Annotated in this window: 29 protein-coding genes; 9 read left to right on the top strand and 20 right to left on the bottom strand. The window is 45.6% G+C overall.

The genetic code is table 11. From position 1 onward, the window contains the following. The first annotated feature begins 366 nt into the window (after nt 1-366). The 5 genes from ACYVD3_RS14310 to dmpI all read left to right on the top strand — a co-directional run bounded on the left by ACYVD3_RS14310 (nt 367) and on the right by dmpI (nt 3067). Entirely contained in the window at nt 367-1257 is an 891-nt protein-coding gene (locus tag ACYVD3_RS14310; RefSeq protein ID WP_460643156.1) for a LysR family transcriptional regulator, read from the top strand. A gap of 83 nt (nt 1258-1340) precedes the next feature. Then, complete coding sequence (locus ACYVD3_RS14305) at nt 1341-1697, top strand: MerR family transcriptional regulator (protein WP_460643155.1); 357 nt, start codon at nt 1341-1343, stop codon at nt 1695-1697. A 61-nt stretch (nt 1698-1758) separates the two neighbouring features. After that, entirely contained in the window at nt 1759-2304 is a 546-nt protein-coding gene (locus ACYVD3_RS14300; protein ID WP_460643154.1) for a flavin reductase family protein, read from the top strand. 9 nt (nt 2305-2313) lie between these two features. Further along, nucleotides 2314-2790 (top strand): flavodoxin, encoded by a 477-nt coding sequence (locus ACYVD3_RS14295; protein ID WP_460643153.1) that lies wholly within the window; start codon nt 2314-2316, stop codon nt 2788-2790. Between the two features lie 91 nt (nt 2791-2881). Continuing rightward, nucleotides 2882-3067, top strand: coding sequence for a 4-oxalocrotonate tautomerase DmpI (gene dmpI / locus ACYVD3_RS14290; RefSeq protein WP_460643152.1), 186 nt, complete (start codon nt 2882-2884; stop codon nt 3065-3067). A 232-nt stretch (nt 3068-3299) separates the two neighbouring features. On the opposite strand, the gene ACYVD3_RS14285 is transcribed toward dmpI, so the two are convergent. The 4 genes from ACYVD3_RS14285 to ACYVD3_RS14270 all read right to left on the bottom strand — a co-directional run bounded on the left by ACYVD3_RS14285 (nt 3300) and on the right by ACYVD3_RS14270 (nt 7077). Next, entirely contained in the window at nt 3300-4322 is a 1023-nt protein-coding gene (locus tag ACYVD3_RS14285) for a cyclophilin-like fold protein (protein WP_460643151.1), read from the bottom strand. 23 nt (nt 4323-4345) lie between these two features. Further along, nucleotides 4346-4891, bottom strand: coding sequence for a cyclophilin-like fold protein (locus tag ACYVD3_RS14280; protein ID WP_460643150.1), 546 nt, complete (start codon nt 4889-4891; stop codon nt 4346-4348). A 145-nt stretch (nt 4892-5036) separates the two neighbouring features. Next, nucleotides 5037-6230, bottom strand: a complete 1194-nt coding sequence (locus ACYVD3_RS14275) for a MalY/PatB family protein (RefSeq protein ID WP_460643149.1) — start codon at nt 6228-6230, stop codon at nt 5037-5039. Beyond that, the gene (locus ACYVD3_RS14270; RefSeq protein WP_460643148.1) at nt 6214-7077 is read right to left on the bottom strand and encodes a DUF3737 family protein; all 864 of its coding nucleotides are present in this window, start codon (nt 7075-7077) and stop codon (nt 6214-6216) included. The genes ACYVD3_RS14275 and ACYVD3_RS14270 overlap by 17 nt, the downstream gene beginning before the upstream one ends. Before the next feature lie 552 nt (nt 7078-7629). Here ACYVD3_RS14270 and ACYVD3_RS14265 point away from each other — a divergent pair. The 3 genes from ACYVD3_RS14265 to ACYVD3_RS14255 all read left to right on the top strand — a co-directional run bounded on the left by ACYVD3_RS14265 (nt 7630) and on the right by ACYVD3_RS14255 (nt 9917). Beyond that, entirely contained in the window at nt 7630-8517 is an 888-nt protein-coding gene (locus ACYVD3_RS14265) for a LysR family transcriptional regulator (RefSeq protein ID WP_460643147.1), read from the top strand. A 214-nt stretch (nt 8518-8731) separates the two neighbouring features. Further along, nucleotides 8732-8950, top strand: a complete 219-nt coding sequence (locus ACYVD3_RS14260) for a tautomerase family protein (RefSeq protein ID WP_460643146.1) — start codon at nt 8732-8734, stop codon at nt 8948-8950. 97 nt (nt 8951-9047) lie between these two features. Continuing rightward, on the top strand, nt 9048-9917 hold the full coding sequence (locus ACYVD3_RS14255) for an aldo/keto reductase (RefSeq protein ID WP_460643145.1): 870 nt from the start codon (nt 9048-9050) through the stop codon (nt 9915-9917). A 140-nt stretch (nt 9918-10057) separates the two neighbouring features. Here the strand turns inward: ACYVD3_RS14255 and ACYVD3_RS14250 are convergent, their stop codons facing one another. The 7 genes from ACYVD3_RS14250 to ACYVD3_RS14220 form a co-directional block, all read right to left on the bottom strand. Then, a complete protein-coding gene (locus ACYVD3_RS14250) occupies nt 10058-10477 on the bottom strand; it encodes a flavodoxin domain-containing protein (RefSeq protein WP_460643144.1) in 420 nt (139 codons plus the stop codon). A 74-nt stretch (nt 10478-10551) separates the two neighbouring features. Beyond that, nucleotides 10552-10914 carry a VOC family protein gene (locus ACYVD3_RS14245; protein ID WP_460643143.1) on the bottom strand — a complete coding sequence of 121 codons (363 nt, stop codon included), beginning with the start codon at nt 10912-10914 and terminating at the stop codon, nt 10552-10554. An 82-nt stretch (nt 10915-10996) separates the two neighbouring features. Beyond that, entirely contained in the window at nt 10997-11863 is an 867-nt protein-coding gene (locus ACYVD3_RS14240; RefSeq protein ID WP_460643142.1) for an SDR family oxidoreductase, read from the bottom strand. Between the two features lie 31 nt (nt 11864-11894). Continuing rightward, nucleotides 11895-13049, bottom strand: a complete 1155-nt coding sequence (locus tag ACYVD3_RS14235) for an MFS transporter (protein ID WP_460643141.1) — start codon at nt 13047-13049, stop codon at nt 11895-11897. Between the two features lie 38 nt (nt 13050-13087). Continuing rightward, a complete protein-coding gene (locus tag ACYVD3_RS14230; protein ID WP_460643140.1) occupies nt 13088-13522 on the bottom strand; it encodes a MarR family winged helix-turn-helix transcriptional regulator in 435 nt (144 codons plus the stop codon). A 366-nt stretch (nt 13523-13888) separates the two neighbouring features. Beyond that, the gene (locus ACYVD3_RS14225; RefSeq protein WP_460643139.1) at nt 13889-14500 is read right to left on the bottom strand and encodes an NAD(P)H-binding protein; all 612 of its coding nucleotides are present in this window, start codon (nt 14498-14500) and stop codon (nt 13889-13891) included. Nucleotides 14501-14514: 14 nt separating this feature from the next. Further along, complete coding sequence (locus ACYVD3_RS14220; protein ID WP_460643138.1) at nt 14515-15357, bottom strand: aldo/keto reductase; 843 nt, start codon at nt 15355-15357, stop codon at nt 14515-14517. 118 nt (nt 15358-15475) lie between these two features. On the opposite strand from ACYVD3_RS14220, the gene ACYVD3_RS14215 reads away from it, so the two are divergent. Continuing rightward, nucleotides 15476-15889: a MerR family transcriptional regulator gene (locus ACYVD3_RS14215; protein WP_460643137.1), complete on the top strand. Its 414-nt coding sequence runs from the start codon at nt 15476-15478 to the stop codon at nt 15887-15889. Between the two features lie 351 nt (nt 15890-16240). Here the strand turns inward: ACYVD3_RS14215 and ACYVD3_RS14210 are convergent, their stop codons facing one another. From ACYVD3_RS14210 to ACYVD3_RS14170, 9 genes are all read right to left on the bottom strand, one after another. Then, nucleotides 16241-16507 carry a helix-turn-helix domain-containing protein gene (locus ACYVD3_RS14210; protein ID WP_460643136.1) on the bottom strand — a complete coding sequence of 89 codons (267 nt, stop codon included), beginning with the start codon at nt 16505-16507 and terminating at the stop codon, nt 16241-16243. Between the two features lie 4 nt (nt 16508-16511). Next, nucleotides 16512-18329 carry a VirD4-like conjugal transfer protein, CD1115 family gene (locus tag ACYVD3_RS14205; RefSeq protein ID WP_460643135.1) on the bottom strand — a complete coding sequence of 606 codons (1818 nt, stop codon included), beginning with the start codon at nt 18327-18329 and terminating at the stop codon, nt 16512-16514. Between the two features lie 13 nt (nt 18330-18342). After that, complete coding sequence (locus tag ACYVD3_RS14200) at nt 18343-19782, bottom strand: DUF3991 domain-containing protein (RefSeq protein ID WP_460643134.1); 1440 nt, start codon at nt 19780-19782, stop codon at nt 18343-18345. 178 nt (nt 19783-19960) lie between these two features. Continuing rightward, on the bottom strand, nt 19961-23002 hold the full coding sequence (mobP3, locus tag ACYVD3_RS14195; RefSeq protein ID WP_460643133.1) for a MobP3 family relaxase: 3042 nt from the start codon (nt 23000-23002) through the stop codon (nt 19961-19963). A 2-nt stretch (nt 23003-23004) separates the two neighbouring features. Further along, nucleotides 23005-23427 carry a hypothetical protein gene (locus tag ACYVD3_RS14190; protein ID WP_024345918.1) on the bottom strand — a complete coding sequence of 141 codons (423 nt, stop codon included), beginning with the start codon at nt 23425-23427 and terminating at the stop codon, nt 23005-23007. A gap of 385 nt (nt 23428-23812) precedes the next feature. Further along, a complete protein-coding gene (locus ACYVD3_RS14185) occupies nt 23813-24859 on the bottom strand; it encodes a hypothetical protein (RefSeq protein WP_045093641.1) in 1047 nt (348 codons plus the stop codon). A 194-nt stretch (nt 24860-25053) separates the two neighbouring features. After that, nucleotides 25054-25233 carry a DUF6103 family protein gene (locus ACYVD3_RS14180; RefSeq protein ID WP_045093642.1) on the bottom strand — a complete coding sequence of 60 codons (180 nt, stop codon included), beginning with the start codon at nt 25231-25233 and terminating at the stop codon, nt 25054-25056. A gap of 144 nt (nt 25234-25377) precedes the next feature. Further along, nucleotides 25378-25662, bottom strand: coding sequence for a plasmid segregation centromere-binding protein ParR (locus ACYVD3_RS14175; RefSeq protein ID WP_242856901.1), 285 nt, complete (start codon nt 25660-25662; stop codon nt 25378-25380). A gap of 4 nt (nt 25663-25666) precedes the next feature. Then, on the bottom strand, nt 25667-26548 hold the full coding sequence (locus ACYVD3_RS14170; protein ID WP_045093644.1) for a ParM/StbA family protein: 882 nt from the start codon (nt 26546-26548) through the stop codon (nt 25667-25669). Nucleotides 26549-26551: the final 3 nt, after the last annotated feature.

Below are 26551 nucleotides of genomic sequence, written 5' to 3'. Positions count from 1 at the left end.
TTCAGGTACTCCTATGTGGACATCTCCTGAAGCTTTTGATTGAGAAAACTAATCTTTCTCATCAATTCCTTCCATCTGGCATGCAGCCTTAGTAGATTTCCAGTTATCACAAAAAAGATGTCCTAATAACATACCTTAATTTTATCCGCTGAACGGTGCAATGTAAAATGCTTAGTTTTAACCGAAAGAAATGCGTTAGAGGCATTTCAGCTATTTCGCACCTGATTTACCGATTCAAGGAACCATAAAATTGATAAGAATGACTCTTCACAAACACATTCCGTCACAAAAAGCATATCTGGAGCTATGATATGTTGATAACGAATAACAGATGTGGTATAATAGCAGTCATAAAGGAGTGAGATTATGGAGCTTCGTGTTCTGAAATATTTTTTAATGGCTGCCAGAGAAGAAAACATTACAAAGGCCGCACAGCTTTTGCATGTGACCCAGCCCACGCTGTCAAGACAGCTCATGCAGCTGGAAGAAGAACTGGGTGTCAAGCTGTTCCATCGGAGCAGCCATAGTATCACACTGACAGAAGACGGTATGCTGCTGAAACGCCGGGCGCAGGAGCTTGTTTCTTTAGCTGACAAAACCAAGCTTGAATTTTCGCAAAAGGAAGCGGAATTGACCGGAGAGATTTCTATTGGCGGAGGGGAAGCACAGAGCATTGATTTTTTCGCCGGCATGCTTGCCTCTTTTCTGGAAAAGCATCCTCTCGTCAGATACAATCTTTACACTGGAAACGCGGATACGATTAAAGATCGGATTGAATCAGGACTGCTGGATATCGGGCTGCTGCTGGAGCCTGTTGATATTCGTAAATATGAGTTTGTCCGTTTTCCGCAGAAAGAGGTATGGGGTGTTTTGGTGCGTAAGGACTCAGATTTGGCTGCGAAAGAAGTCGTAACACCGAAAGACCTGGCGGATAAACCATTAATTACTACACAGCGCATGATTGTTCAAAGTGAAATTGCCAATTGGTTCGGAGATTACCAGGACCAACTTCACTTTGTAGCAAACTATAATCTGCTCTATAATGCAGCGATCATGGTACGAAACAACATTGGCGTCGCAATCTGCCTGAAGCTTGACAGCATATACGAACACCTTTGCTTTGTACCGTTCTCTCCGTCTCTGGAGACCGGTTCCGTTTTGGTCTGGAAAAAAGATCAGGTTTTTTCGCCATCGACCGCTGCTTTTCTTGATTGCGCGAAGAAATACATCAAAGGCATTTCGTGCAATGTAGAATAGGTATTGGACATTATTAAATAATGATATTAGGATATAGATGTTTCCCAAGGAAGCATCTATTTTTTTGCTTAGGGGGTGTATATATGACAAAAGACGAGGTAAGCCGCTGCTATAACATCCCTGTGTCCATTCTACAGGAGTATGAAAGCTGGGGTCTCTGCGACGCAGTCAAAAAAGTCATGGGCGTGTGGCAGTATGATGATATCGATCTGGAACGTCTGAGCCTGATTATGACACTGCATGATATCGGCTTTAGCAGGGACGAGGTAGAAACTTACATGCGGCTTTTATTAGAAGGAAATTCCAGTGAAAACGAGCGGTTGCATATGCTGAATGAAAAACGGAATAACACACTGGACGAAATCCATTTCCGTGAAAAGCAGCTGGAACGTATGGATTATCTCAGGTATGAGATCAAAAAGGCAGATAAAAAGCCATAACAAAGAGCATCCACGACAGCTCACAATCAAATCATAAATTTAACGAAAAGAGGTAGCTAAAATGAAAAAAGATATCGGTTCCGTAACAGCTTTATACCCTACACCGGCGGTTGTTGTCGGTACAATGGTAAATGGGAAACCCACTTGGATGTTAGCTGCGCATATTGGCATTCCCTCACATGACCGGATCATGGTCAGTCTTGCCAAGCCCCATTACACCAATCAGGGCATTAAAGAAACAAAAGCGTTATCCGTTAATTTAGTTGACGAAGCCTGGTTGAAAAAAGCGGATTACGTGGGCAGCGTCAGCGGTTCTAGAACCGATAAATCCCAAGTATTTGACTTCACCATCGGTGAAACCGGTACGCCGATGATCAACGAGGCCAGGCTCACGATGGAATGCACCGTAGAGGATATCTATGAGACGAAGACCTTCGAGAATTTTATTTTGGAGATCAGGCACACCTTTGCGGAAGAAGAAATCCTGAATGAAGATGACAAGATCAATTACGATAAGTTTAAGCCCGTTTTATTTGAAATGCCGGGCTATACCTATCTGAGAACAGGGGAAACCATTGCGAAATGTGCGACACTGGGTAAGAAATAAGGAGAGAAAATGAGCAAAAGCATCGTGATCTACTTCACTTGGTCAGGCCGCACTGGGGAAATGGCTAAAACAATTGCGGCGCTGACAGGTGCGGCCATTCAGGAAGTGCTGCCGGAAATGCCGTACGCGCAGAATTATAACGCAGTGGTGGATCAGGGCAAAAAGGAAATCAGCGCCGGGTTCCATCCACCAATAAAAAAGCTGGATTTAGATCTGAGTCAGTATGATATTATCTTCATTGGAACACCTATCTGGTGGGGTACTATGGCACCGCCAATCACCACATTTTTGAATGAAAATGATCTCGGCGGCAAGACCGTGGCGCCGTTTACCTCTCATGGCGGCGGTGGCAAGGGACACTCGGACAGGGATTTTGCGAAGCTGTGCTCAGGTGCTAAAATCCTGGATATGTACACTGCCTACGAGGGTGGCGGACGTTCCACAGAAAAAGAAATTTCTGCATGGATTAAGAAAAATGGGCTTTGATAAGTAAACGTAAAAAACAATAAATATATCCGTTGGTTGAGGTGAACGATCTACTCAACTAACGGTACATTGAATTTAGGAGGATTAAGAAATGCCGGTTATTACATTAGAAGCATCTAAATTAACAAAAGAACAGAAACAATTGCTTACGAAGGAATTTACGGAATCTGCGTCGCGGATTACCGGAATTCCTCCGGAAGCTTTTTATGTATTTCTCAAGGAAAACGAATTAGAGAACATCGGAGTTGGCGGCAAGCTTTTAAGCGATAAAAGGTGAAAACCCTTTATTGCATCTGCTTTTCAGCTTGATAATTTTTTGGATTATTAGCCATAGGATTCAGTCTTGATATAGGATATTTTCTGAAAGGAAATTTAATATGCTAAATCAATCAGTAATAATATTATTATTTTAAAATTTGTTCAATCAAATAAGCAGTAGACATACTCTAACAAATAGACTTGTCTACTGCTTATCTTTTTATGGGTTCAGCTTGCCGATTTATTAGCGGTTATTCTTTGCTGATCTCAATAGAGCCGGCTAGATTTTGGATATGCTCGCTGCCGGATACTACTTGTCCCAGTTCATACAGCCTGCCACCGGGGGTTGGAGTGAACGGCTTATAGAACATAACCACATTGCCCCATGGCTCATAGTACGCAAGGTTGCCTAGCATACCGCTGGCCTCAGTTGCATTGGTTATGTCCAGTGTTTCCGGGGGATAAAAAATCTTTTCGTTGGTGCTGTAATTCTGCACCTGAATTGTTAGAGGCAACTGCGCATAAAGGTCTTTTGCCGCCTGACTATCGTTCAGCCTAAAAACGATGCTGTTTCCGTTGGATTTGATGGTTATTTGCATATCTTCTTCACCTTTCTCTGGATTTTGACTGTTGACTGTTCTTAATACATCCTCTGCCTTGATCATCGCTGCGGCAATTTGTGCGCGAGTCGCTGTGCTCAATGGCGACAATGTTGATGCGCTTGTCCCTGAAATAACACCCCGGTCCACTGCCCATCTTAGGGCATTTACAGCCCATGGAGCGACGCTTGCACGGTCGGAATAAGATGAAAGCCTGTCTTCTGTATGTGTGACGTCAACACTTAGTACCTTGGCGTAATTGTATAACATTACTGCCATTTCCTGACGTGTGATGCTGCGATCAGGACTGAAGGTTATGTCGGATGTACCTGCCACGATTTTTTGCTCTGCCGCCCAGTTCACAGCTGAAGCATACCAAGCACCGACTTTGACATCACTGAATCTAGAATTGCCCTGATATTGGGCAGCGTCGTACCCCTCAGTAAAATTGGAAAGAATCTGCACAAGCATGGCCCTTGTCATGGGAGCGTCAGGCATAAATCTGTTTTCACCCACCCCTGACATATATCCTTTTTCTACAGCAGAAGTCACCTGATCGTAATACCATGCTCCAGACACCACATCTTCAAAGTGATTAGCAGCAAAGGCGGTTGTAGAAAACAGCATACATAGACAGGTGAAAATAACTGCTGCCGAAAACTTCTTGATCCTCATAGAAACCTCCTTCTATATATGCTCTAGGGAGCTACCTCGATTGTAATGGTTCCCTCCAGCAGCTGAATTTGCTCACTGCCGGATGCGACCTGTCCCAGTTCATATAAACTGCCGTTTGGACTGTAGCTCCCGAAAAACATGACAACATCTGCCCATGGTGAATAATACGCCAACGTGCCTATTTCGCCGCTGGCCTTTGGTGCGTCGCTGACATCCAGCGCTTTTGTTGGATAGAATATTTTTTCATTGTTACTGTAATCCTGCACTTCCAAAGACAAAGGGAGCTGTTCATAAAGCACCTTTGCCGCTGTAGAATCATTCAGCTTGAAAGTGGTCATGTTGGTTCCGTCACTGACTTGAATCATCAATTCCTCTGCAACAGACTCGCCAGGTTCAGAGAGCTCCTCGGAGGGAAGTAATGTCGACGGATCATCTTTATTGTTGGGTGTGGTGCTGTTTGGTGCGGATGGCGTTTCTCCCTGCGATTCATTTCCGTCCGAGACCTTGCTGCAACCAGCCGCCATAACCAAGAGTACAACGAGCAGCAGTGCTCCAAATCGTTTTTTCATTTTCATCCCCCTTTTTATATTTTTAGCGATTCATTCGGAAACACTATACTCTACTTTTCCACTGGATTGGCGAGCCGATAGGGGTGGTATCATAACCAGAAACATTATGCCCCTTTGGCTTTCTTTTACTGACAATGTGTCTTTTTCAGACAATTCCACAAGGGTCTTTTGCTGCAAGCTCCTCATATCGTTGTACCCCTTGCTTTAATCTTTCTACCCCATCCAAAACCCGGCTCTGCTGTGTACCAAGGTTCATACGAAGAAAAGATCTTCCGCTTTCTCCATAAGCCGCCCCTGATGATAAATATAATCCTGTTTCATTTCGAATGATCTCGCACAATCGGTTCGAGTCATAGGTAATCATGTAGCAATTCATCCAGAGAAGATAGGCCGCTTCCGACGATACAACTCGCATCTGAGGAATATTATGGTGAATGTACTCTGTTGCTATGTCTTTGTTGCCTTTTATATAGGCTCTTAAATCGTCTAACCATGTTTCACCCTGGGTAAAGGCAGCGATGGTGGCTTCTATCGCAAAGGCGTTTGGCTCCGCCACCTCATCGGTGTTCAGCCCCCGGTTGACCTTATGCCGAATATGGGGATTGGGAACGACTACGCTGGCGGCCTGCAATCCGGCTAAGTTGAACGCCTTTGAGGGAGCAATACAAGTGATACTGTTTTCTGCACACAAGTCTGATACGGAGGCAAATGGGGTATATGTTATCCCAGGATCGGTGAGATCACAATGGATTTCATCAGAAAGCACCAAAACCCGGTATTTTGCACATAATTCACCTATCCTAGCAAGAGTATCCCTGTCCCATACCTTGCCGATAGGGTTATGGGGATTGCACAAAATCATCAGCGTGGTTTGTGGATCGGCCAGCTTATACTCCAGATCATCAAAATCAATGCTATATTGACCGTCTCTGTAAATCAGCTTGTTTTCCAGCAGGCTCCGTCCGTTATTTCGTATGGAGTTATAAAAGATATTGTAAACCGGAGGCTGAATAAGCACGTTCTCGCCTACATCAGTCATTTTTCTGACGATGGAGGAAATGGCTGGTACTACGCCGGTTGCAAAGAGAATCCAATCTTGTTCGATGGGAAAGCGATGCCGTCTGCTCCACCAACCGCTCACAGCTTGACGGTATTCATCGGGCACAATGGTATAACCGAATATTCCCTTATCCACTTTTGATCGAAGAGCCTCCCGCACAGCGGGAACAGTTTCAAAATCCATGTCGGCTACCCACATGGGCAGCTCACTTTCGCCTGTGTCCCACTTCATGGAAAAGGAATTCCGGCGGTCTGTTACTTTATCAAAGACATACGACACGCTGCACACCTCCCAACGTAATACAGGTGTTTCTCGGATCAATCTGTGGGTCGTCAAAGATAATCTTATCGATTCCCTCCGCGCGGATTTCTCCGCTGATTGGGTTTTTAATGCTATCGATATTCGTAGTGACATCCACCGAGATGCTTTTACAATATTCAAAAGCAAGATTTGTTTTCAGCAAACGGCAATTTTTTAGTGTCAAGCCGTCAATATAACAAAAGCCTTGCAAACTCTCAATAGTACAATTTACAAAGGTTAGGCTGCGGGAGTTCCAACCGATATATTCCCCAGTGATGAAGGAGTCGGAAACGACCACATTTTCGCAGTTCCAGAAGGCATCTTTTGACAGCAGCCTGGCTCCGGTAATTTCAACGTCTTTGCAGCCGTCAAAAGAGTAGTTCCCGGCAAGGCGGAAATTTTTTGCTTTAATATGGGATGAGTTCATGGCGAAGTAGTCGCCCTCAGCACTTACATCGTCCAGAGACACACCATTGCACATCCAAAGTGTCTCACTGGCGTTTGGCATATCAACATGCTCGAGGATAATGTTGGTGGATCGGCGAAAGGTCTTAGGTGCCTCAATCGTAGTATGGCTGATATGGATCTGATCGGTGTACCAGATACCTGCCCGCGCACCGTCTAACAGCATGCTGTCATGGACATTGGCATTTTTGCTATACCACAATGGATATTTCCACCTGAAAACGCTTTGCTCCACTTCAATATCACGGGATTCTTTGAGCGGAGATTCTCCGTCCTCAAAAATAGAATGGTGGATCGCGAGATTTTTACCCCCAAAAAGTGCGCGCTCCCCTGTAAAAATTTGTTCCTTTATTGGTTTCATCGTAATCGTTCCTCCTGTTCTTCAATGTCTGGATGACTTGCTCTCTTATGCAAGCAAACTCGCTTATTTTGATTTATCCTTTATGGAATAAATCAAATAATCCAAACATTCCAACTGCTTTTGACGTTCATGGATTTCGTCCAAGAGTGAACATCTGTGACATGAGAGCAGCCGCAGTCTCTTCTGCTCGTCCTCAAGGTGAAAGAAACTGTCTGCAAAATCCCGGCTGCATCCCGCATCCAACAAATTTCTTAATAATTTTTCGTCCTTGTCATGTTCCGTCATATCTTCACCTTCTTGCTAGTTGTAATTCGTGCATAATAAAATTGGGCAGTAAGTTTGTATATACGGGCATCTATTCGCACGACGCAAAGCGGATTATGAAATTGTGCAGTAGTTGTTTCTCAAACTACAAAAAAATTGCTTTTTGCTGATTCATATTATAGTACAAAAATCAAAACATATAAAATGCTTATATTTAATAATTAATTATGCTTGAAAAGTATGATTTCTGTGATAAGATTGACTATGTAGAGAAGGAGGCAAAAGCATATGGATATTAGAGTGCTTCGTTATTTTTTATCTGTTGCCAGAGAGGAGAATATCTCGAATGCTGCGAAAAGCCTTCATGTAACACAACCAACGCTTTCACGCCAGCTCATGGAGTTGGAATTGGATTTGGGTGTAAAACTGTTTTTGCGCGGTAGCGGAAACCGGACTATCACATTGACAGAGGAAGGAATGCTACTTCGTAAAAGAGCAGAAGAAATATTGGCTTTGATAGAGAAAACAGAATCGGAGCTTGTGGCGCCGGGAGAGAGTATCAGCGGTAACATACACATTGGCAGCGGAGAAACCCACGTTATCAGTCTGCTGTCCAAAGAGATCAAAGGCATCCGAGATGAGCACTCTGGCATACACTTTCATTTTTTCAGCGGAAACGCGGATGATGTAATGGAACGATTGAACAATGGCTTAATTGATTTTGGTATTTTGGCTGAACCCGCCAATATTTCAAAATATGATTCGATTTCTTTACCTGCTACGGATACTTGGGGACTTCTTATGCGGACAGATCATCCTCTAGCTGGAAAGGATTCTATTGAGGCAAGCGATTTATGGGGCGTTCCTTTGATTAGTTCGAGTCAGCAACGAACCAGCAGTATGTTTTCAAAATGGTTGAAAGATGACTATGAAAAACTAAATCTCGTTGCTACCTATACACTTTTGTATAACGCTTCCCTTCTGGTAAAGGACAATATTGGCTGCGCATTGTGCCTGGATAAGATTATCAGTACCGCCGAGGATAGCGGACTCTGCTTTCGTCCGCTGAAACCTAAAATGGAAGCCCGTTGGCATATTGTCTGGAAAAAGTATCAGGTCTTTTCGAAGGCAACTGAAATTTTCTTGAAGAAATTGCAGGAGAAATTTGTGGAATAGCTGGACTTAAAATGGAAAAAACAGCAAATCGCCTCGTATATGCTTTCGATATACCGGGCGATTTTTATGTTTTATAATATGCCTTTTGAGTATAAACGAATATTTAATATAAGTATTTTACATGATAAGACATTCCTCGTATAATAAAAGAATGGAAAATTATATCCTGCACCTGCCAAATACCCACTATGGGAGAGATTATGGAGGAAAGATTATGCCACATGTAGCTATTACGATGATTCCCGGTAGAGGGAGAAAAGAAAAATCTGAACTGGCACAAAAAATTGAAGCATTGTTGATTGCTGAATTAGGAATTGATCCGAAGTTTGTATCGGTTTCGATTGAGGATATTCCTATAGAGAATTGGGATAAATCCATGGAAAAGTTTCCTGATGATATTATGTTCGTACAACCGGGAATGAAAGCAGACTAAGACTGTGATTTGATTAATATTGATAGTGAGAGCGATGCAATAAGTGCGCAAAAAATCACTATATAAGTGATGTATTTATTAAAGGAGGATACAAAGCATGGTAGCAAATATCAAGTTAAATAACGGTGTAGAAATGCCGATGGAGGGATTGGGTGTATTTCAGGTAACTGACCCAGCTATATGTGAGCAGGCTGTGGTGGATGCTATTCAGACAGGCTACCGACTGATAGACACAGCCGCAAGCTACCAAAATGAAGAGGCCGTGAGCAAAGCTATCAATAGGGCAGGGGTTCCCCGGGAGGAGCTATTTATCACCACAAAAGCCTACATTCACCAGATGGGCTATGAAAAAACCAAGGACGCTTTTGAGGAGTCCTTACAAAAGTTAGGTCTTAAATACCTGGACTTATATTTGGTGCATATGCCTCTAGGCGATTATTATGGGTCCTGGCGTGCCATGGAGGAACTCTATAAAGCAGGGAAGATCCGAGCCATTGGTATCAGCAATTTCTTACCGGACCGTTTAATGGATTTGTGTTTCAACGCCGCAGTAATTCCCCAGATTAACCAGATCGAACGTCACCCTCACTATCAACGGGAAGAGGAACTGCAGATTATGAAAGAGTTTGGCATCCAACCGGAAGCTTGGGCTCCCTTTGCGGAAGGCTTGAAAGGAATGTTTACTGAGCCAGTGCTCGTCGAGATTGCTGCTAAGCATGGGAAGACACCAGCCCAGGTGATACTGCGCTGGAACATTCAAGGGAATGTAGTGGTAATTCCAAAATCTGTTCATAAAGAGCGTATGGCCGAAAATCTTGCTATATGGGATTTTGAGCTAGATACAGAGGATATGTTTAAGATCGCTGCCTTAGACAAAAACTGCCCTTCCATGTTAGATACCAGAAAGCCCAGCGAGGTACGCCGAGTCTATGACTATCTTCGTAATCCTGTATTGACCAGTCTATGACGTAAAACTTGGAGATGACTGTAAATACAAATAAACTGAGCCCTGCCTTAACTAGGAAAGGGCTCAGTTTATCGTCAACTGTTTGGCAGTGTAACAATACAGAGTTCATTTCAGCCATATTTTCAAGACAAATAATATAATCAGCCTTTTATCGTATTTACAACCCATTCAGCTGCTGCTTTCAAATCAGCTTCACTGGGATGACCTGTAGGGAATATAAGAGCCTTACCTCTCACTCCAAGCTCCCCAAGAACGGTAATATTTTTACTTTCCAGTAAATCCACGATTTCTGCTGGTATAGTGCGGCTCTGACCGGCTCCACTCGTTGTTACAACAACAGCACGTTTGACTGTTACCGGATTAAGAGAATTGACAAAGTTTTTGAGTTCCTTTTTATTTTTCCCAAAGTAAATACCACCGACAATAACAAGTGTATCGGTTGTATACTGGGAAGGACTTTCCATAATATTATGTGATTTTACTTTGAGTTTTGAACCGATAGCTTCTGCGATTTTTCTTGAATTTCCCGTTGCAGTAGCATAAAAAACAGATGTATTCATTTTTCCCTCCTAAATTCTCAATTTATAGCCATTGAATCAGGTAGATTTTAGGCTGCAATTTCAATCTATCAAATTTATCCAAGATTTTCTACCAACTGTATTCTCATACCATTGGGATCCTTTATAAAGAAATATCTAACATGATCATTCGGTTGAATCGGCTCGCTTTCAATTTCAATGCCCATTTCTTTCACAAGGGCAAGGGTCTGATCGAGAGACTTAACTTCAAATCCCCAGGAGATGTCGTTTCCAGTATTTGTCGCATTACTCCCATCCATGCATATCAATTCTATTTTTGTTTCTCCTCTGCCTAAAAATGCTATTTCCAATGGCCCCGCCTTAAATCTGTTTACAACCTCAAGCTCAATAATATCCGTATAGAATTGAATGGATTCATCCAAATTGTTTACTCTCAAAGTGCTCCAACAAAAATTCATAAAAATACCTCCTTTAAATATAGGGAATTTAACTAATATTAGACGCAAGTTCTGTTTTACTCCTGAATTTGAAACGATATGTTTACTTTTCTTCTGCCAACATTCTTAATACAAAAGCAGAAAATTCATTTGGCTTACGGCCTAATAGCCAAGTTAGAACATTGGGGTTGCCAATAAACCCATATTCATTATAATGCTGGAACATCTTTAACAAGGTATTCGCCCTGTAGTCGTCTGCCCCAAACTTCCTTAGTTGCGCCAAAAACATTTCATCCGTTGGTGTCTCCACTTTAATTTCACGACCAAGATTCCGCTTTAGTGTCTCTGTCATATCGGAAAAAGACAAATTTTCAGGCCCACTGAGCTCATATGTGACCCCTGTGTGACCAGGATTCATGAGGATAATAGAAGCCGCTTCAGCTAGGTCTTCCAGGTCAAGCATACACATTCGGGTTTCCTCTGAAGTAAAAAACTTCTGCCGAAAAAGCCCTTCTTCCTTCAGCACATTCCAAGAATCAAGTATATTTTGCATAAAGACCGCCGGCTGAACAATTGTATAAGGTACTCCTGAATTTATAAGAAATTCCTCTACCATCAGCTTCTTCTGATGATGTGGCATATCCTGAAGCACGGAATGTAGTACGGAATGGTACACAAATTGCTCTACTTTGGCTTCGCGAGCAGCTTCGATGATGATTTTTCCTATTTCAAATTCATTCGGATTTATAGCCGAACAAATATGATATATGGCACTGACACCAGCAAAGGCATCCTTTATTGCCTTTTGGTCCATCATATCTCCTGCCACCGCTTCTGTCGCTCCAACAGACATAATTTCTTCAATCTGTTCTGCTTTGTGCACAAAGGCCCTGACCTGTGCTCCTTTCGACGATAAAGTATGGATAATTGCACGCCCGGGTCTGCCATTTGCTCCTGTAACAAGAATCATAAATTTATTTCTCCTCTCTTTTATTTAATAACTAATCTGCTTTTTTAGTCTTCCCTGAAGTTAAAAAATATAAAAGTCCTGCAAGAATAGGGAAGAAGGTAAAGGTTAAATACATCCAATTGTATCCCAATGCAGATGAGACAATACCGGCAATGATTGAACCAAACCCTATTCCACCATCAAATCCGGTGAAAAATGTTGCATTTGCTGCTCCAAGTCTGTCTTTCGGAGCATAAATAACAGCCAGAGTTTGCAAGCTCGACTGAACCGCACCAAATCCTATGCCATATAAAAGGGCGACAAATAAAAAGATCAACATTGTAGATGCTTGGGACAGGATTACCATAGCTATGGCCAGTAGAATCAAGCCTGGATACATGGTGGCGTTGAATCCCAAACGATCAACTAATCGTCCGAAAATCGGTCTGGTTACCAGCATTGCGGCAGCATATACCAAAAAATACAAACCGATATTTGCGATTCCCTTTTCCAACGCGTATATAGAGAGAAAACTGACTATGGAACCATAAGCAGCCGAAACGAAAAACATAACAATAGCCGGCCGTATAGAAGAATGTTCAAAAATTGCAGCTTTCTTTTTACCTACTTGTTGCCTCTCTACAGTACGGTAACGGAAGAAAAAGGCCAGACAGAAGGCGATTGCTCCAAATCCTGCAGATGTAAACATCAGATTTGATGCATTTCCCCCAGCAAATAAAGCGAGACCAAGTGCCGGTGCCAATGCCATTGCCAGACCTGAGGATAGGCTGAAAAAGCCCATGGATTCACCAAACCGTTCTTTGGGAATAACGTCTGTTGCTACAGTATTGCTTGAGGTACTGGCTGCACCCCAGCCAAATCCATGCAGAAAACGAATTGCAAGAATGACGCCCACATAGGGGAACCACCAATAGGACAGCGTTGCAGCAATAATAAGCCCAATACCAGCAAGCAGTATCACTTTACGTCCCCATTTATCAACAGCTACACCGGAAAGAGGCCGGATAATCAGGGCAGATATTGTAGTAAGACCGGTAATCCAGCCAATGACAGAATCGGCACCGCCTAAAGACTTAACATAAAGTGGAAGCGTGGGCATGAGCATTTGAAATCCCATAAAAATCAACAGGTTAATTATTGTGATGCCAATAAAATCTTTAGTCCATATTTTCGGTTTATTTTCCATGTTTATAATTCCTCTCTTAGTAGCTCAAATAAGCAAGTCTATTCTTCCGCTTTATTTTCCTCTAAAACATTATTTAGAATTTTTTTCAACAATTCTTTCGTTTGTTTAATTTCTAATGGAGAAAGATTTTTTGTCGTTATCTCAACGACCTCCATAAATGTCGCTTGCATCTGAGCAGATATTTCTTTACCTTTATCTGTCAGATACAAACGGTCAAAACGATTATCCTCCGAATCCTTTTCTTTACGTACATAACCGTTGTCAATTAAGTTCTTGACAGCCTTAGCTGTGGTAGATTTACTGATATACAGCCACTCGCTTAAAACTTTTTGTGTTATACCCTCATATCTTGAAATGACATAAAAAAAATCATGCTGTCCACTTCTGATTGAAATGTCCTTTAGCTTATGATTTAATATAATCTGCAAATTCCGGTGGATTGCAGCAGTCAATTTACCTATGCTTTCATTCATGATTATACCTCCGCGCAATTAGTTTCACTTGAAACTAATGTCAGTATAACATTATTCAGTTTCCTTTGCAACTAATATTATTTAGAACTTGTTTTAATAATTTGCAAGACCATACTTCTCCACTATTGTTTATTCTGTCATTAATTTTAAGGGAGATATTCATCATCAGATTTATCATGAAATACACCACGATTAAGATTAAACAAAAAGACAGACCGTTCCCTGAGGAAAGTTCTGTCTTTTGTCTATTATATAATGATTCTTTTATCACTTTGCATGTATCCCGTCAGCTTCAGAAATCAGAATCTTTTTCTTTGTTGCAAAGCACCTCATTCTTACACCAGCATTACCTAATTAAAGTTTTTTCTACTGCATACCCCGTGTGATGCTAACGCTTTCGCGAGAATACAGAGTTTCAACCTGAATCAGCTCAATAGCCAGCTTTACCACCGAAGGAATGGTGGTAATATAGCCCTTTGCTGCCTGCCCCTTTAGAGTAAGAACAAAATCATTTTCATCCCCGTCTCTCAAATATCCAGGTCGTAGGATAGTATAGTTCAAATTGCTTGCTTCTATCACATCCACAGCCTGCCGGTTGGGTATCTGAGCCGGCTCGTTATCTAAATTGTCATCTCCGTCTAGTTCATCAGGAATTTCATTATAAATTCCAACTGCACCCATAAAAATAATGCGCTTAATATTAAACTCTGACATAGCCTTAACTAAATTTTCAGCAATTAGAGGCAATTGCTGACCAGAAATAGCACAAAAAACAACTTCCTGGCCTTTCAATGCTGCGAGAAGATCTTCCATTTTAGCAGCATCTCCATTCATTACTATCGCACGAGAATTGCTCATGTCCGCCTGATCAGCATGGCGGGCAAACAATGTCACACGGCAATCGGTATCTGATAACAGCTTTTTTGCAATTGCGCTACCGGCAGTTCCAGTAGCACCTAGTAATAAAACACTTTTCATAGGGCACCCCTTTCTTACCAAGTCATCGCAAATTCTACTTTCTCTGGATCCTCCGGATTGCCGATGGCAGCTCTCCCTGTATCCAAGGCCCGTAAACGTGTCATCTCGTTGTCAGTCAATTCAAAGTCAAAGATATTTAAGTTCTCCTTCATTCGATCTACATGAACAGTCTTTGGAATCACTGACACACCGCTTTCAATCAGGAACCGCAGCATAATCTGTGCTGGTGTCTTGCCGCGAGAGGTTGCAATGGCGCATACTTCCGGATTAGCTAGTAGCTCTGCCACCCGTCCCTGACCTAACGGCGCGTAAGCTTGATGTGCTACTTTATACTTTTCCATCCATTTGTGTTCCTCTACACGCTGACACAGCACATTTGTTTCAATTTGATTAAGTGCTGGAGCCACGTTATTGAACTTTATAAAATCTATAAGGCGATCAGGTTCAAAGTTCGACACTCCAATGGCACGAATTTTGCCTTCCTCATACAGTGCTTCCAAATCCCTCCATGCAGCATAGGTGTTGCCAAAAGGCCAATGGAGCAGAACCATATCCAGATACTCCACTCCCAGCTTATTCATTGATTCAGATACACTAGCCCGGCAATCTCCGCTCTCATAATTGTGAAACCATACCTTGGTTGTAATGAACAATTCCTCACGAGCTACACCGCAATTTCTAATGCCAGAGCCAACTGCTTCCTCATTACCGTATGCCTGCGCTGTGTCAATCAGACGATACCCCACTTTAACTGCTTCTATAATGCTGCACTCGCATTCAGCGGGATCAGTTACCTGAAATGTACCAAAACCCAGCATCGGCATTTCCACATTGCTATTTAATTTCATCATCTTCATGTTATTACCTCCGATATTTTGTTTTGCATTGTTTTTCTTTTATGCTATAATTAGCTTAACATGTTCGTGTAACTCGAAGTCAAGAGTTTTTTCAATTAATAAAAAAGGAGACCAATTAATGCAGTATACAGTCAAAGAAATCGCAGAACAAATGGGATTGACCGAGCATACACTCCGTTTTTACACAGATCGAGGTCTGCTGCCCTGCAACCGCGACAAAAACAATCGACGTGTGTTTGATGAAGATTCTATCAACTGGTTGGAAGGTATCAAATGTTTGCGTAAATGCGGCGTATCCATTGAGGATATCAAGGCATACTCTGACCTTTGCCTATCTGATACACCTGATGGTCTTCAAAATCGGTATGCATTCATGCTCAAGCAGCGTGAAAACGCTATGGAACGTTTAAAAGAGGCACAGGAACTTGCGGACTATATGATCCATAAAGTTAGGCATTACGAAGATATTTTGTCCGGGAAGATTACAGACGATACTAATCCTGCCAAGCAAAAGCTTAATCCATGTGACTAAAATTGTCTGTATGAATTCTGGATGACTTATTTTAATATGGACACGCAATTGAATGGATAGATGCGTACAAAGACTACTACAATACCGTGGTTACATTCATTAGCTTCTCCTCCAAATGCCTTTAAACAAAACTCTCAGAAAAAGAAGCAATCCTCCAAGCCACTTTTCTGAATCCTCTTTTTCGTGTAGAGGCATAAAGCTTCTCTTGGTGATTATCTATATAACTCCTATGTTCTTTTCTGGAGTTAAAATCTTTTAGAGTGAGGATTTAGCCTTCATGGTTCATCATGGACCATACCACAGTCCATCCAAAAGACAGACCTGCCCCTTAGCGGAACAGTCTATCTTTTTTTACTGCACCCGAGCAATCAAAAAATATAAGTTGCTGCTTTTGCCACCATTTTCCCTCCACCGCTGTTCCCTGCGAAGATAACCTTGTTTTTCCAAGTCGGCAAGAGCACGTTTTACTGTGCTGCGGGACAAGTTCAGTTCTCTGGCAATGGTACCAATCGCTGGATAACATTTTCCATCCTTATCGGCCCTGTCATGCAGATACATATAGACGGATTTTGCCCGGTGCGGCATCTCTGATTTGTACACTGATGTAAAATAAGCCACAAGTTCACCTCCCTGGCTTTTGTTTCTGCTCCATGGGTTCCAAATTGATGGCTGGAACCAGGTTGTGTCCCATTCCTCCCGAAGCGGTAGTCCCAGCTTCCATTTCTTCAAGAACTGATTCAGAGGCGGCATTTCGCCGGATGATTTCTGTCTCCACCTTGCGCCGGTCGGCATATATCACCTTACGGGCGGACTGCTCTGCAATCGCATAGGTTTTTCCAAATGTAATGCCCCATTCTAGAAACAGCTTCAGCCGGGTTCGCATGGGATAGGCTCCGGTTTTGGTCACGATAAACCGGCCCTTCGGCATGGATTTTAGCTCATCCGGCGTCATCAGCGGGCGCTCAATCATCTGCAGGGACTGGCTTGGATCATTCTTGCCCCTGCTAACGGAACCGCTCATGATGGTCTTGTTGCCAAGGGCTTTGGACAATATCTGTGCTGATTCGCTGTTGGGAGCGAATCCACCAAACACTGTGTCCTGGCAGTTATCGATAATAATTGCGGCTCCTTCCTTGCCGTAGTTTTTTTCCAGCTGAGCAAAGCTCTGGATGATGGCAACGATGGACACACGTCGGGAGCGGCTGGCAGAAAACATCATCTCGGCCGACTCAATCTTAGGGATGGTTCCGATCTCATCCAGAAACATCATCACACGGTTCGGAAGCTTGCCACCATGCTCATCGGCTACCGAGAGGATTTCTCGGTAGAGCTGCTGGACAATTAAACTGATGATAAAATATTTCGTGCTGTCTTCCTCTGGCATAACGAGGAAGATGGCACTTTTCTCAGTGCAAAATTTTTCTGCGTCAATAGCGGTATCGAAGCACAGCACCTGCTCCAGCTCAGAGTCCAGAAAAGCGTTGAGCCGGGAAAGTGCCGTGGACAGAACACTCTGCATAGCCTGTTCAGCCGAGTTAAGCGCCGCCCCCGCAAACCATTTGGTCTTATGATCATCTGGAAGGTGCGCCAACAACATCTGAAAGAGCGTCCGACCCTTGATGCCGCTGGGCGCCAGCAGATCCTGTATGAGCTTAAATACCGATACAATATGCCGCTCTTTGGGCTCGCAGTATTCCGCAATTAGCAGGATGACCGAGGTCAGGAGTCCTTCTGCCGCGTCATAGAAAAATGCGTTTTGCCCCGCTGCTGAACTGTCGAAGCCTCCGGAGCTGATGATGGTCTTGGCGGTGATCTTGGCGTACTTCTCGGCTCTGGCCTTGTATGCCAGACTTTCGGGATGCTGGAGATACAAATCCATATAACGGTTTACCAGATGGAGCAGGTTGTTTCCATCCGAGCGGGTAGGGTTACGCAGGTCGATGACCGACACATGGTAGCCATAATGCTCTTTTGCGATTCCCGCATAATTGCGGTAGAGATCACCTTTCGTATCCGTTGTGATAAAGCTCATGCCGGAGGCGCAGGCATATTCCAGATTGGGATAGAGAAAGTTGGCGGTCTTGCCAACGCCTGCCGCGCCGATCATCAGGCAATGGATGTCATCATCATCCACCAGCGCGTAGCCGTTTGGAGCGGTTTTATCAAAGAGTGGTGCTTTCCTCCAGCCCACAATTAGCCCCTGGGCTGTGGGAAGGTTTTCTCCCTGCCTCCATTTTTCCGGCTCATACCGAACTGCAGTATAGGCCATCTGTATTTCCTTTTTGGTTGCCCATCTTGCTGTACCATGTTGACCATCACCCACGGTTTTTGACTTGATGCCGTTTAAGGTATAGTAGTGAGCAAGCAGTGATAAAAAGCCAATCACGCCGAACATAGTCACTCCAGCAGCAAGCAGCGTTACAATTTGCGATGTCTGCACAATCATTCCCCCTTTACATCGTCATGGTAAAATTTACGGTTTGCTCCTGTTGGGGCGCTTGCTCCTGCATTTCCAGCACGATGAACATCTGCGCTTTCACACAGCTGAGCGCCAGTGTTAGGCAGGAACGCATGAAAAGCTTCTGTTCATCTGCCGTGCGGATACTGGGAGTACGGATGCAGCTGGATACATCCCTAACAGCAATCCGGATATCCTCTGCTTTGGAGCGCAGCCAGCCCCTGTCCTCATGAGCCTTGTATTCCGCCTGCATCCACCCGGTCACACGTTCTATGGATACCGGAATTTCCATCTGCCGGCAGGTATTCTGAATGGCAAGCACGGCATGTGCCGCAGTATGAATACACTGCGCTTCCAGTACGTTTCGTTGGAGGCTATCTGAGCGCAGCAGGGGAATCAGCCGTTCACATTCATTCAGCAGGCAGGCATTAGCATCCTGATTCACAGACTGCATTCGACAAACCTCCAGCATTCCTGAACACATCTGTGGCAGAAGCATCAGCTTCGGATGCTCCTGTGCCGAAATGGGATTGTTGCCGTGAAGAGCCTTTAAATCCTCATTCCAGTCCTTAAACTCAGATCTAAGAACGGTAATGTCCATATATGCAGGATCGTAATAATACTTTTCACAGAGAATATCCTTGAGCCTGCCGGTGGCTTCGATCCCTGCCGCATCATGATCCAGACACAGCACGGGATTCTTCAAATGCGGGTGCAGCTCCAGCTGTCGGAGCAGGGCATGTTCCGATACACCGTCCAGCGTCACATAACTGTGCCGCTTCCAATCCTGCTTGTGCAAAGTGATAAAAGACAGCATATCCACCGGAGCCTCGAAGACATAGAGGGTGTCGCTTTCTCCGATCCAGTGGAAGCTATAGCGGGGATCACTGCCCTCCACATTTCCCTTGTAAGGCTCACCCTGGGTATAAGTACCTCGTTTATGGGCATGTCGGGCAACTGCATTTTCATCCAGTCCCACAAACACGGCGTTATGATACTGCTTATCCTCATAGATGAGCTTTTCATGGGCAAAAAGGGACAGAACATCCCGGTCTATGAAGCGTTGCTTGATGAGATAGGCGAAAACCCGGCGCATGTCCGAGTTTTCCTCCGGCAGCGCAAATTCCTTACGGGGCGGAGGGGCGCTTTTCTCTGTCTGGTTCCATTCCACACCGGATTCTCCGCCCAACAGGAAGGAGACCGCATCTGGGAAGCTCATATCGTAGAATTGCTGAACAAAGTCAATGGCTCGGCCGCCCTCCTTACGGGAATGGCGAAACCATTCGTTGCCCCGCACAGTAACACTGTCATAACGCTTCCAGCGATATTCCCGGCCGGAGCGAACCAACTGCTCTCCCTGCCGCTGGAGGAAGTCCACCAGATCCACTGCGTTGGCCCGCTGCTTTTGTTCATCAGTAAAATACACATATGCCATACCGAAGCACCTCCTTTATCGCTTGCGTTTCCCGCAGCGCATGTGCCCGTGGCGGACACAAAAAAACGCCGCCCGTTGATGAACGGACGGCTTCGGATACAATTGTTTTTGCTGTATGGAGGACAGCTGTTTCGTCTGCCCATGAGATTGTTTTCGCATGGAAACCTCCTTCACTTTTTTAGTAGGTTGTGAATTTTTGTTCGTGATCGTCCGGTGCATGGCCCTGGGCGATCTTTTTCTGCCGGAGCCTTCTGCGTAGTTTGCTATCCGTGTGCATACCGGGAGCACCTGGCAGTCTTCTGGCTTCCTCCTGAAATATCCGGCTGGCATGATGTAAGAGCCGGGTGACAGCCAGAAATAAGGAAGGGTCCCGGAACGAATCCAGATGGTCAAGAAAAAACTGTGCATATAAATTGCCCTGTTCCGCAGAAAGGGTGAGCCATCGTACAGCGGCCTCCCGGTCACGGGGGATATCCCGTCCCAGCAGATAAAGTTTACCGAGGGCGTATTGCGCATACTGGTTACCTTGTTCCGCCGAAGCAGTCAGCCAGCGTATAGCAACTTCTATATTCTTAGTAACATCTTCGCCAAGCAGATACAGCTTCCCAAGCTGGTACTGCGCATATTGATTTTCCTGCTCTGCGGCGGCTGTAAGCCAACGAATGGCATCTCCCATGTTTTTTGGAACATCCTCTCCTTTCAGGTACAGCTTACCGAGCTGGTACTGTGCAAATTGGTTGCCTTGCTCCGCTGATTTATGAAACAGCTCCAGCGCCTTGGAAATGTTCTTTGGCACATCCTCACCAGTCAGGTACAGCTTGCCAAGAGCGTACTGCGCAAATTGGTTGCCAAGGTCAGCAGATTTTGTCAGCCACTTTAAAGCGGCATCCATATCCTTGGGTGTGTCATCTCCCAACAGATAGAGCTTTCCCAGAGCATAAGCAGCATAGGAATTATCCTGCTCTGCTGCCAGTGTAAAGAGCTCAATGGCTTTTGATATATCCTTTTCCACATGATTCCCGTCCCGGAAAAGCTTGCCGAGAGCATACTGTGCCAGCGCATTGCCGTTGTCCGCTGATCTTGTAAGCCATAGGATGGCTTTCTCCGCATTAAAATTCCCGCCGTCCGCATCCAGAAAAATTCTTCCCAGCATATATTGTGCGTGGACATTCCCCAGCCGGGCAGACTTTTCAAAATAGCGAAGAGCCTCGTCCACATTTTTTTCTGTTCCGGTGCCGGTGTAAAGCATCTGTCCAAGGCGATATTGCAGCTTGTCATCACGACTTTGCCGTTCCATCTGCCAAAAGCCCTGGAAGGCGGCCTCAAAGTGCTGTTCCGCTTCGTCAGCGTTTGGCGCTGTTCCAACTCCGTCCCGGTACATCTTTGCCAGCTCATAATCCGCATAGGGCATTCCCTGAGCAGCGGAGCGTTGGTACAGGCTGAATGCAGTCTCAAAATCCTGTTCCACACCCTGGCCCCGGTAATATAAACCGCCAAGGGAATATTGGGCGTATTTGTGACGCTTGGAAGCTGCTTGCTGAAACCAGTCTGCCGCTTCTGCGTAGTTCTGCTCCGTGCCAAGTCCCGCTGCATACAGCTTACCGATACGGTATTCTATATAGCGATGTTCCTTTTTGGCTTCAATCGCCAAAAAAGCGGCAAGAGCCTTTCCGTACCAGTCAAAGGCAGTATCTGCATCCATCTCTGTACCCAGACCGTCTGTGTACATTCTTCCCAGATCATGCATGGCAAGGGCATTGCCGTCCTCCGCTTCCAGTAGGAACAGGGCAAGGGCCTGTTCAAAGTCCGGCTCTAAAAGATCACTGCCGTATAGAAAGTCTCGAGCCTGCTTATAGCGGCTGTTCCATGCGATATGTGGTTTTCCGCTGGATGACGCTGTATCCGCACTGTCAGAATGTCCGGCGGTCAATTCGAATTCCTGATCGTTGTCAAGCTCGGACCGATAGTCTTCTGCTTTCCCAATCAATTCCTCGTCTGGCACCGCATCTGGCGTCAATTCCATATCCTCTGGAATAATCGTTTCATCTATGATAGGTTCATCCTCCGGAGGCGGTTCCGCCTGATCCTCCCCCTCAAAGGTGAACTCCTGATTGCCCAGTCGGACTGCTTCCGCAATTACCATATTCTTTATCTGTTTAAACTCCTTTTGCTGAGAAAGAGGGAGTGGTGGCGGAAGCTCATCCCTGTAAGTACGCAGTACCTCATTGCGAAGCTTGTACCATTGGGCGTAAGCCGCTGCCACACGTTCTTCCTTCGCCAGTTCATCCACGAACCTGTTCACCAGTTCCTTGACCGGTGCTTTTAGATAGCCATACTGCTTTTTTCCGGTGGTGTGCCGAAGCCGTTCTGCCAGCTGTGAAAGTAGTTCCTCCAGCACGGGATTGTCACAGGCATCGTTCTGCATTTGTACCAGAAGTACCTGCAGGGCATCCCGGCTCTGCGTGGTCAGCGTATTTCTACGCTCTGTCTGCTCTGCATAAATCTGGAGCAGATCCTGCTGAAAAATTTCCCGCGCCAGACTGCTGCGCATTGTTTCAATGCCCGGCTTTGTTACAAAGCCCTCACGGGGATAGACCGAATACACGATCATATGGCAGTGAGGGTGATGTCCCTCATCGTGATAGGCCGCATACCACCGCAGGTTCTCCGGTTCGATTTTCATCTGCTGAGCAAAGACATTCCGCTGCTTACGCAGCAGTGCCATCCATGCGGCGGCATTGTCGTACCCCAGCCGGGTGGCATCTTCCCGCCGCAAAGATATGATGGGTGTCCAGATGTTTCCGGTATGTGCCGCCACCTCCTGCGCCGTCTGTGACAATACCAGCGGAATATCCTCATCAGAGAACAGGCCATGGGTATCCAGTCGTTCAGCATGAGGGCGGGTAGCGATATAATTGACATAGACTTCCTTGTGTGCCAGCTGGTCAAGATTCTGATCCAGAGCAGCGGAGATAAATTCGGAGGCATTTTCCATGGTAGGCTTCGCCAGATAATCCTCATACTCGAACAGTCCGGTGGAATCCGGAAACCGCTCCAAAATATCCGATACCAACAGCTTTTGCTTTTTCGTGGCAGGACGGTTTCGCATTCGTTCCGGAAGCTTCTCTACACCATCCCGTGTGGCAACATAAGTCACTAGATTTTCCGCATGGGCCGCCGCATTTTTTAAGTAGCGGCATTTAAAGATAATTCGTGGCATGATTAGTCACGCCTTTCCCGCTTCTGGAAGCTCACTACATCCTCAAATGTCACGGAACCCACTGACCGTTTCACGTCCTCCACACATTTGCCGCGGAGCTTGCGCAGAGTGTTTTCATCGTAATCTGCATTGACGGCAAGGATATTCATCATCATGCTCATCTCCACTGCCAGCTTGAAGGTAAGCCGTGCCATGCGGTTTTCCAGACCATCCACCATGCCGGTCATGGCCGAGGTGATGGCGGCAGGAAGGAACCGGACACCTTCCTCTGCTGAGATATAGCCGCAGTAGAATTTAATCGCCTTTTCAATGAATTCACTCTGGCTCTGGCAGTTGTCCCTTTTGTACCAGTCTGCCACCAGCTGTCTGGTTTCCGGATACATCCACAATGGGAATTTCTTTTTTATTTTTTCTTCCTCTGACATAGCAAACCTCCATTTCTATCAAAAAAGAGCTGCAACGCCTGTCGCAACCCCTATGAAAAGCCTTTATTTCCTGCCTTTATCGGTATTCTGTTTTCCTTACAACCCCGGAGACAACTCCTTGGGTGTTTTTACGACCCCGGTGAAAAACCGCTTTTCTCCCCGCATTGCGGGGAGATGTAAGCCGGAGCGGGGCGTTTACGACCCCGCTCCTTTAACCCGCATCGTTTTCGACCCCATGGTTCACCACGACTTTCCTTGTTTCTCCAGCCGTCAAGCTTGTGCGCACACGGCTCCAACAAGGGGCTTACAGACCCTTATGGTGTAACGCTGCCACCCCAGCCGGAAGAACGCGACACAGGGGCACACGGGCGGTAACGTGGCGTATCTACATCTGCTGCGTGTCTGGGCCTGTCAGCGGCTCGGATTCCTCCTGCAGCTGGAGGCTGTAATCCTCCAGCGTCATACCCTCCTGCTTCATGCAGTAGTCTTGCATTTTGCTCAGCAAAAGCTTTTTTTCATGATCATCCAGCCGATAGGCCAGTTCTTCGCAGGAGCCATCCCCACGATTCAAGACAATGTCCAGGGTATCACACACCTGTCCATGAACGGTATCATAGTTGGCGTAGACATTGATCCAGTCATCGTTTTCCGTTGTTTCCACATGGGTTCCGAATATCTCGTCCACGTTGAAGGGGACATTGATATAAAAATTGAGGCGCCCATCCGTTTCCATGATCTCGTCTGAAAAGGAGATATCACCTTCCTCCAGCTTGCGGCAACCTGCCGTGATCAGTGGAGCAGGCTGTGTCAGCTCACACCCTTCGAGATGTTCAAGAAAAATAGGCCAGCGCTTATCCTCTGGAAGATAATTGGCACGGTAGGCGTAATAGGCTGCAGTGCCGGTGTCCTTCATGGAGTAAGCCTTCCAACCATCCATAATATTGACTCCAGAAATCATTTGCCGGTCAAAGTCAATGTCAAACACGCCGGTGATCTGACCGCTATTGTCCATTCGCTTTTTCACGTATTCTTCAAACTGTACGGCGTTGATGGAAACAGAATTCCGGAACAGGGCTGTAAAGCTCTCCGGCTGATATTTTAGCTCACCGCGTTGGTATCTGCGTACCAACAACGCCAACTGCATCAGTTCCAAGCAGTAATCCGATTCGAAGTAATGGCTGTTGCCGTTTTCTGTCACATGGTATACGGAAAACCGTCGCATCTCCTGTGCGCGCTGCTCAGTATCAAGGCATTCTGCATTAATCCGGTTCTCAATTTCAATTCGTTCCTGTTCGGGAACGGTTTGTACATATAGCTCCACCAGCTTTTCCTGCATGACAGCTTTTATGTTAGTGCCGTTTTCATAAAGGATATCCGACAGTGCGGTATATTGGTATTTATTGAGCCAAAGCTCGATTGATTCGTCACCCATTTCAATCCTCCTGTCATTTAGAGTTTAAGATTCATTCCGGGTACCTGCTCTTCGCCCTGCGAGGATTCATAAGAGCCGAATTCACAAATACTCTCAATCCGGGATAGAAAGACCTTTTCGTTTTGATCCTCCTTTCATCCACACACTGATTTTCGCAGCGCGAACCTCAGAGAAAAAAAGAGGCAGCGCTCACACTACGCGCTGTCTTCCACCGCTGCTTCAATTCGTTCCCGCACATCGGAGGGAACATACTTTTCATAAAGCGCGGGAAGCACCGATTCCAGTCCTTCCTGCAGCTCTGCTTCTGTCCGATACTGCCGGAGGGCCTCCAGCCTTTCTGTGCTGTAGCAAACAGAAATTACCACTGTTTTCATAGATAACATCTCCTTTTCATAGAATTCTTGAATAAATAAGTGAGCCAAGTTGGTGCATACCGTTTACACCCATACCGAAAAACTGCGCCAAGTTGGTGCAAGTTATTTTTACCTTAACAGGTATTAGGCAGGGAAGTGGAGCCGTTACAATTCCTCCAATGCATGGATCAGGCTGTCAGGGAGCTCCTCCAGATACACAGAGGGCTCCGGCACATTTGTCGAAGAAGGGACTGTTACCCGGAGCTGATTCAGTTCTTCCCGAACAGCCTGCCGCACCACCTGTTCCAGCTGAACATTTTGCTCTAAGGCGAGAATACTGGACACCACAAATTCTGTGCGCTGGCGGCTGGCCTGCTGCGTGAACAGCCGCTCGGTCTCCCGGTGTCTGGGATCTTCCATATCAAAAGACAGATAGTAACGCTTGCGCATATTCCTAACCCAGAAGGAGCTTGTACCCGTCTGCATTTGCAAACCGGTTCAGCACCGCCACAGTATTGAGTCCATCCCCGCGCAGCCGGGATTCCAGAAGTTCAGCACCGCCGCCCGCAAACACAGTGGGAAGCCGCAGATCAAGCCCCCGTTCTCGGAGTGCATTAAACAGCTCTTTGCAGTAGGCCGATACTTCTTGCTCGACAGTTTCTCCGATCTGCCTGCTGGCGGTATGCTGAATATTGCCCTGGATAGCATCAGTGATTAAGGTGTCTGAAAGCAGGATGCCGCTTCGTTGAAGGGCATCCTGAATGCGGCTGTATAAGGTGATGGTCCCCATCCGAAGGCTGGCACAGCTGGATCTATCCAGTCTGAAATTGTGGACGGTAAGAACATCCACCGTATAACCGCCGATATCAACGAGGGTAATGCTGCGGTATTCCTTCAGCTGAGGATAATAGCGGCACAACGCCGCATGTCCCTGTGCGAACACCTTACAGTCTGCAATACGACACTGGTAAGGTCTGCCCTCGAACACAAAGGAGATATTTTCCCGCAGAAAATACCGGCGGAACGCCTCCTTTTGTGTGCCATAGCTGTCAATGGGAAGCCCCACACCCAGCATAATGTCGGTACTGCTCACACCCAAGCGCTTCATGGCTTCCGCAATGGCCGGCAGGGTAAGAATAAACGTATCCTGCTCTCTGGTTTTATCCTGTTGAAAGCGCAGGCGACGTTCTCCAATCGCGAAATAGCTGCCTTCATAGAACAGCTGCATTTCCGGTGTAATGAATTCCCGGTCGCTGACCGCAAAGCCGGAGGCATAAAGCATCCCCTCCGAGGATTTTGTATTGTAATTTCCGTTGTCTATGCCAAGCTTAATCATGAC

The organism is Lacrimispora brassicae, assembly GCF_054772055.1.
Note: the sequence above shows the minus strand (reverse complement) of the source record. Positions and strands in the feature narration are given on the sequence as shown.

What these genes read in the sequence shown, in the direction of transcription:
- ACYVD3_RS14255 (WP_460643145.1), top strand. Translation starts at nt 9,048, where the DNA reads ATGGTAGCAAATATCAAGTTAAATAACGGTGTAGAAATGCCGATGGAG.
- ACYVD3_RS14310 (WP_460643156.1), top strand. Translation starts at nt 367, where the DNA reads ATGGAGCTTCGTGTTCTGAAATATTTTTTAATGGCTGCCAGAGAAGAA.
- ACYVD3_RS14240 (WP_460643142.1), bottom strand. Translation starts at nt 11,863, where the DNA reads ATGATTCTTGTTACAGGAGCAAATGGCAGACCCGGGCGTGCAATTATC.
- ACYVD3_RS14260 (WP_460643146.1), top strand. Translation starts at nt 8,732, where the DNA reads ATGCCACATGTAGCTATTACGATGATTCCCGGTAGAGGGAGAAAAGAA.
- ACYVD3_RS14285 (WP_460643151.1), bottom strand. Translation starts at nt 4,322, where the DNA reads ATGAGGATCAAGAAGTTTTCGGCAGCAGTTATTTTCACCTGTCTATGT.
- ACYVD3_RS14270 (WP_460643148.1), bottom strand. Translation starts at nt 7,077, where the DNA reads ATGAAACCAATAAAGGAACAAATTTTTACAGGGGAGCGCGCACTTTTT.
- ACYVD3_RS14280 (WP_460643150.1), bottom strand. Translation starts at nt 4,891, where the DNA reads ATGAAAAAACGATTTGGAGCACTGCTGCTCGTTGTACTCTTGGTTATG.
- ACYVD3_RS14175 (WP_242856901.1), bottom strand. Translation starts at nt 25,662, where the DNA reads ATGCGCAAGCGTTACTATCTGTCTTTTGATATGGAAGATCCCAGACAC.
- ACYVD3_RS14185 (WP_045093641.1), bottom strand. Translation starts at nt 24,859, where the DNA reads ATGGGTGACGAATCAATCGAGCTTTGGCTCAATAAATACCAATATACC.
- ACYVD3_RS14220 (WP_460643138.1), bottom strand. Translation starts at nt 15,357, where the DNA reads ATGAAGATGATGAAATTAAATAGCAATGTGGAAATGCCGATGCTGGGT.
- mobP3 (WP_460643133.1), bottom strand. Translation starts at nt 23,002, where the DNA reads ATGCCACGAATTATCTTTAAATGCCGCTACTTAAAAAATGCGGCGGCC.
- ACYVD3_RS14295 (WP_460643153.1), top strand. Translation starts at nt 2,314, where the DNA reads ATGAGCAAAAGCATCGTGATCTACTTCACTTGGTCAGGCCGCACTGGG.
- ACYVD3_RS14225 (WP_460643139.1), bottom strand. Translation starts at nt 14,500, where the DNA reads ATGAAAAGTGTTTTATTACTAGGTGCTACTGGAACTGCCGGTAGCGCA.
- ACYVD3_RS14215 (WP_460643137.1), top strand. Translation starts at nt 15,476, where the DNA reads ATGCAGTATACAGTCAAAGAAATCGCAGAACAAATGGGATTGACCGAG.
- dmpI (WP_460643152.1), top strand. Translation starts at nt 2,882, where the DNA reads ATGCCGGTTATTACATTAGAAGCATCTAAATTAACAAAAGAACAGAAA.
- ACYVD3_RS14170 (WP_045093644.1), bottom strand. Translation starts at nt 26,548, where the DNA reads ATGATTAAGCTTGGCATAGACAACGGAAATTACAATACAAAATCCTCG.
- ACYVD3_RS14200 (WP_460643134.1), bottom strand. Translation starts at nt 19,782, where the DNA reads ATGGCATATGTGTATTTTACTGATGAACAAAAGCAGCGGGCCAACGCA.
- ACYVD3_RS14250 (WP_460643144.1), bottom strand. Translation starts at nt 10,477, where the DNA reads ATGAATACATCTGTTTTTTATGCTACTGCAACGGGAAATTCAAGAAAA.
- ACYVD3_RS14235 (WP_460643141.1), bottom strand. Translation starts at nt 13,049, where the DNA reads ATGGAAAATAAACCGAAAATATGGACTAAAGATTTTATTGGCATCACA.
- ACYVD3_RS14265 (WP_460643147.1), top strand. Translation starts at nt 7,630, where the DNA reads ATGGATATTAGAGTGCTTCGTTATTTTTTATCTGTTGCCAGAGAGGAG.
- ACYVD3_RS14305 (WP_460643155.1), top strand. Translation starts at nt 1,341, where the DNA reads ATGACAAAAGACGAGGTAAGCCGCTGCTATAACATCCCTGTGTCCATT.
- ACYVD3_RS14245 (WP_460643143.1), bottom strand. Translation starts at nt 10,914, where the DNA reads ATGAATTTTTGTTGGAGCACTTTGAGAGTAAACAATTTGGATGAATCC.
- ACYVD3_RS14190 (WP_024345918.1), bottom strand. Translation starts at nt 23,427, where the DNA reads ATGTCAGAGGAAGAAAAAATAAAAAAGAAATTCCCATTGTGGATGTAT.
- ACYVD3_RS14300 (WP_460643154.1), top strand. Translation starts at nt 1,759, where the DNA reads ATGAAAAAAGATATCGGTTCCGTAACAGCTTTATACCCTACACCGGCG.
- ACYVD3_RS14230 (WP_460643140.1), bottom strand. Translation starts at nt 13,522, where the DNA reads ATGAATGAAAGCATAGGTAAATTGACTGCTGCAATCCACCGGAATTTG.
- ACYVD3_RS14180 (WP_045093642.1), bottom strand. Translation starts at nt 25,233, where the DNA reads ATGAAAACAGTGGTAATTTCTGTTTGCTACAGCACAGAAAGGCTGGAG.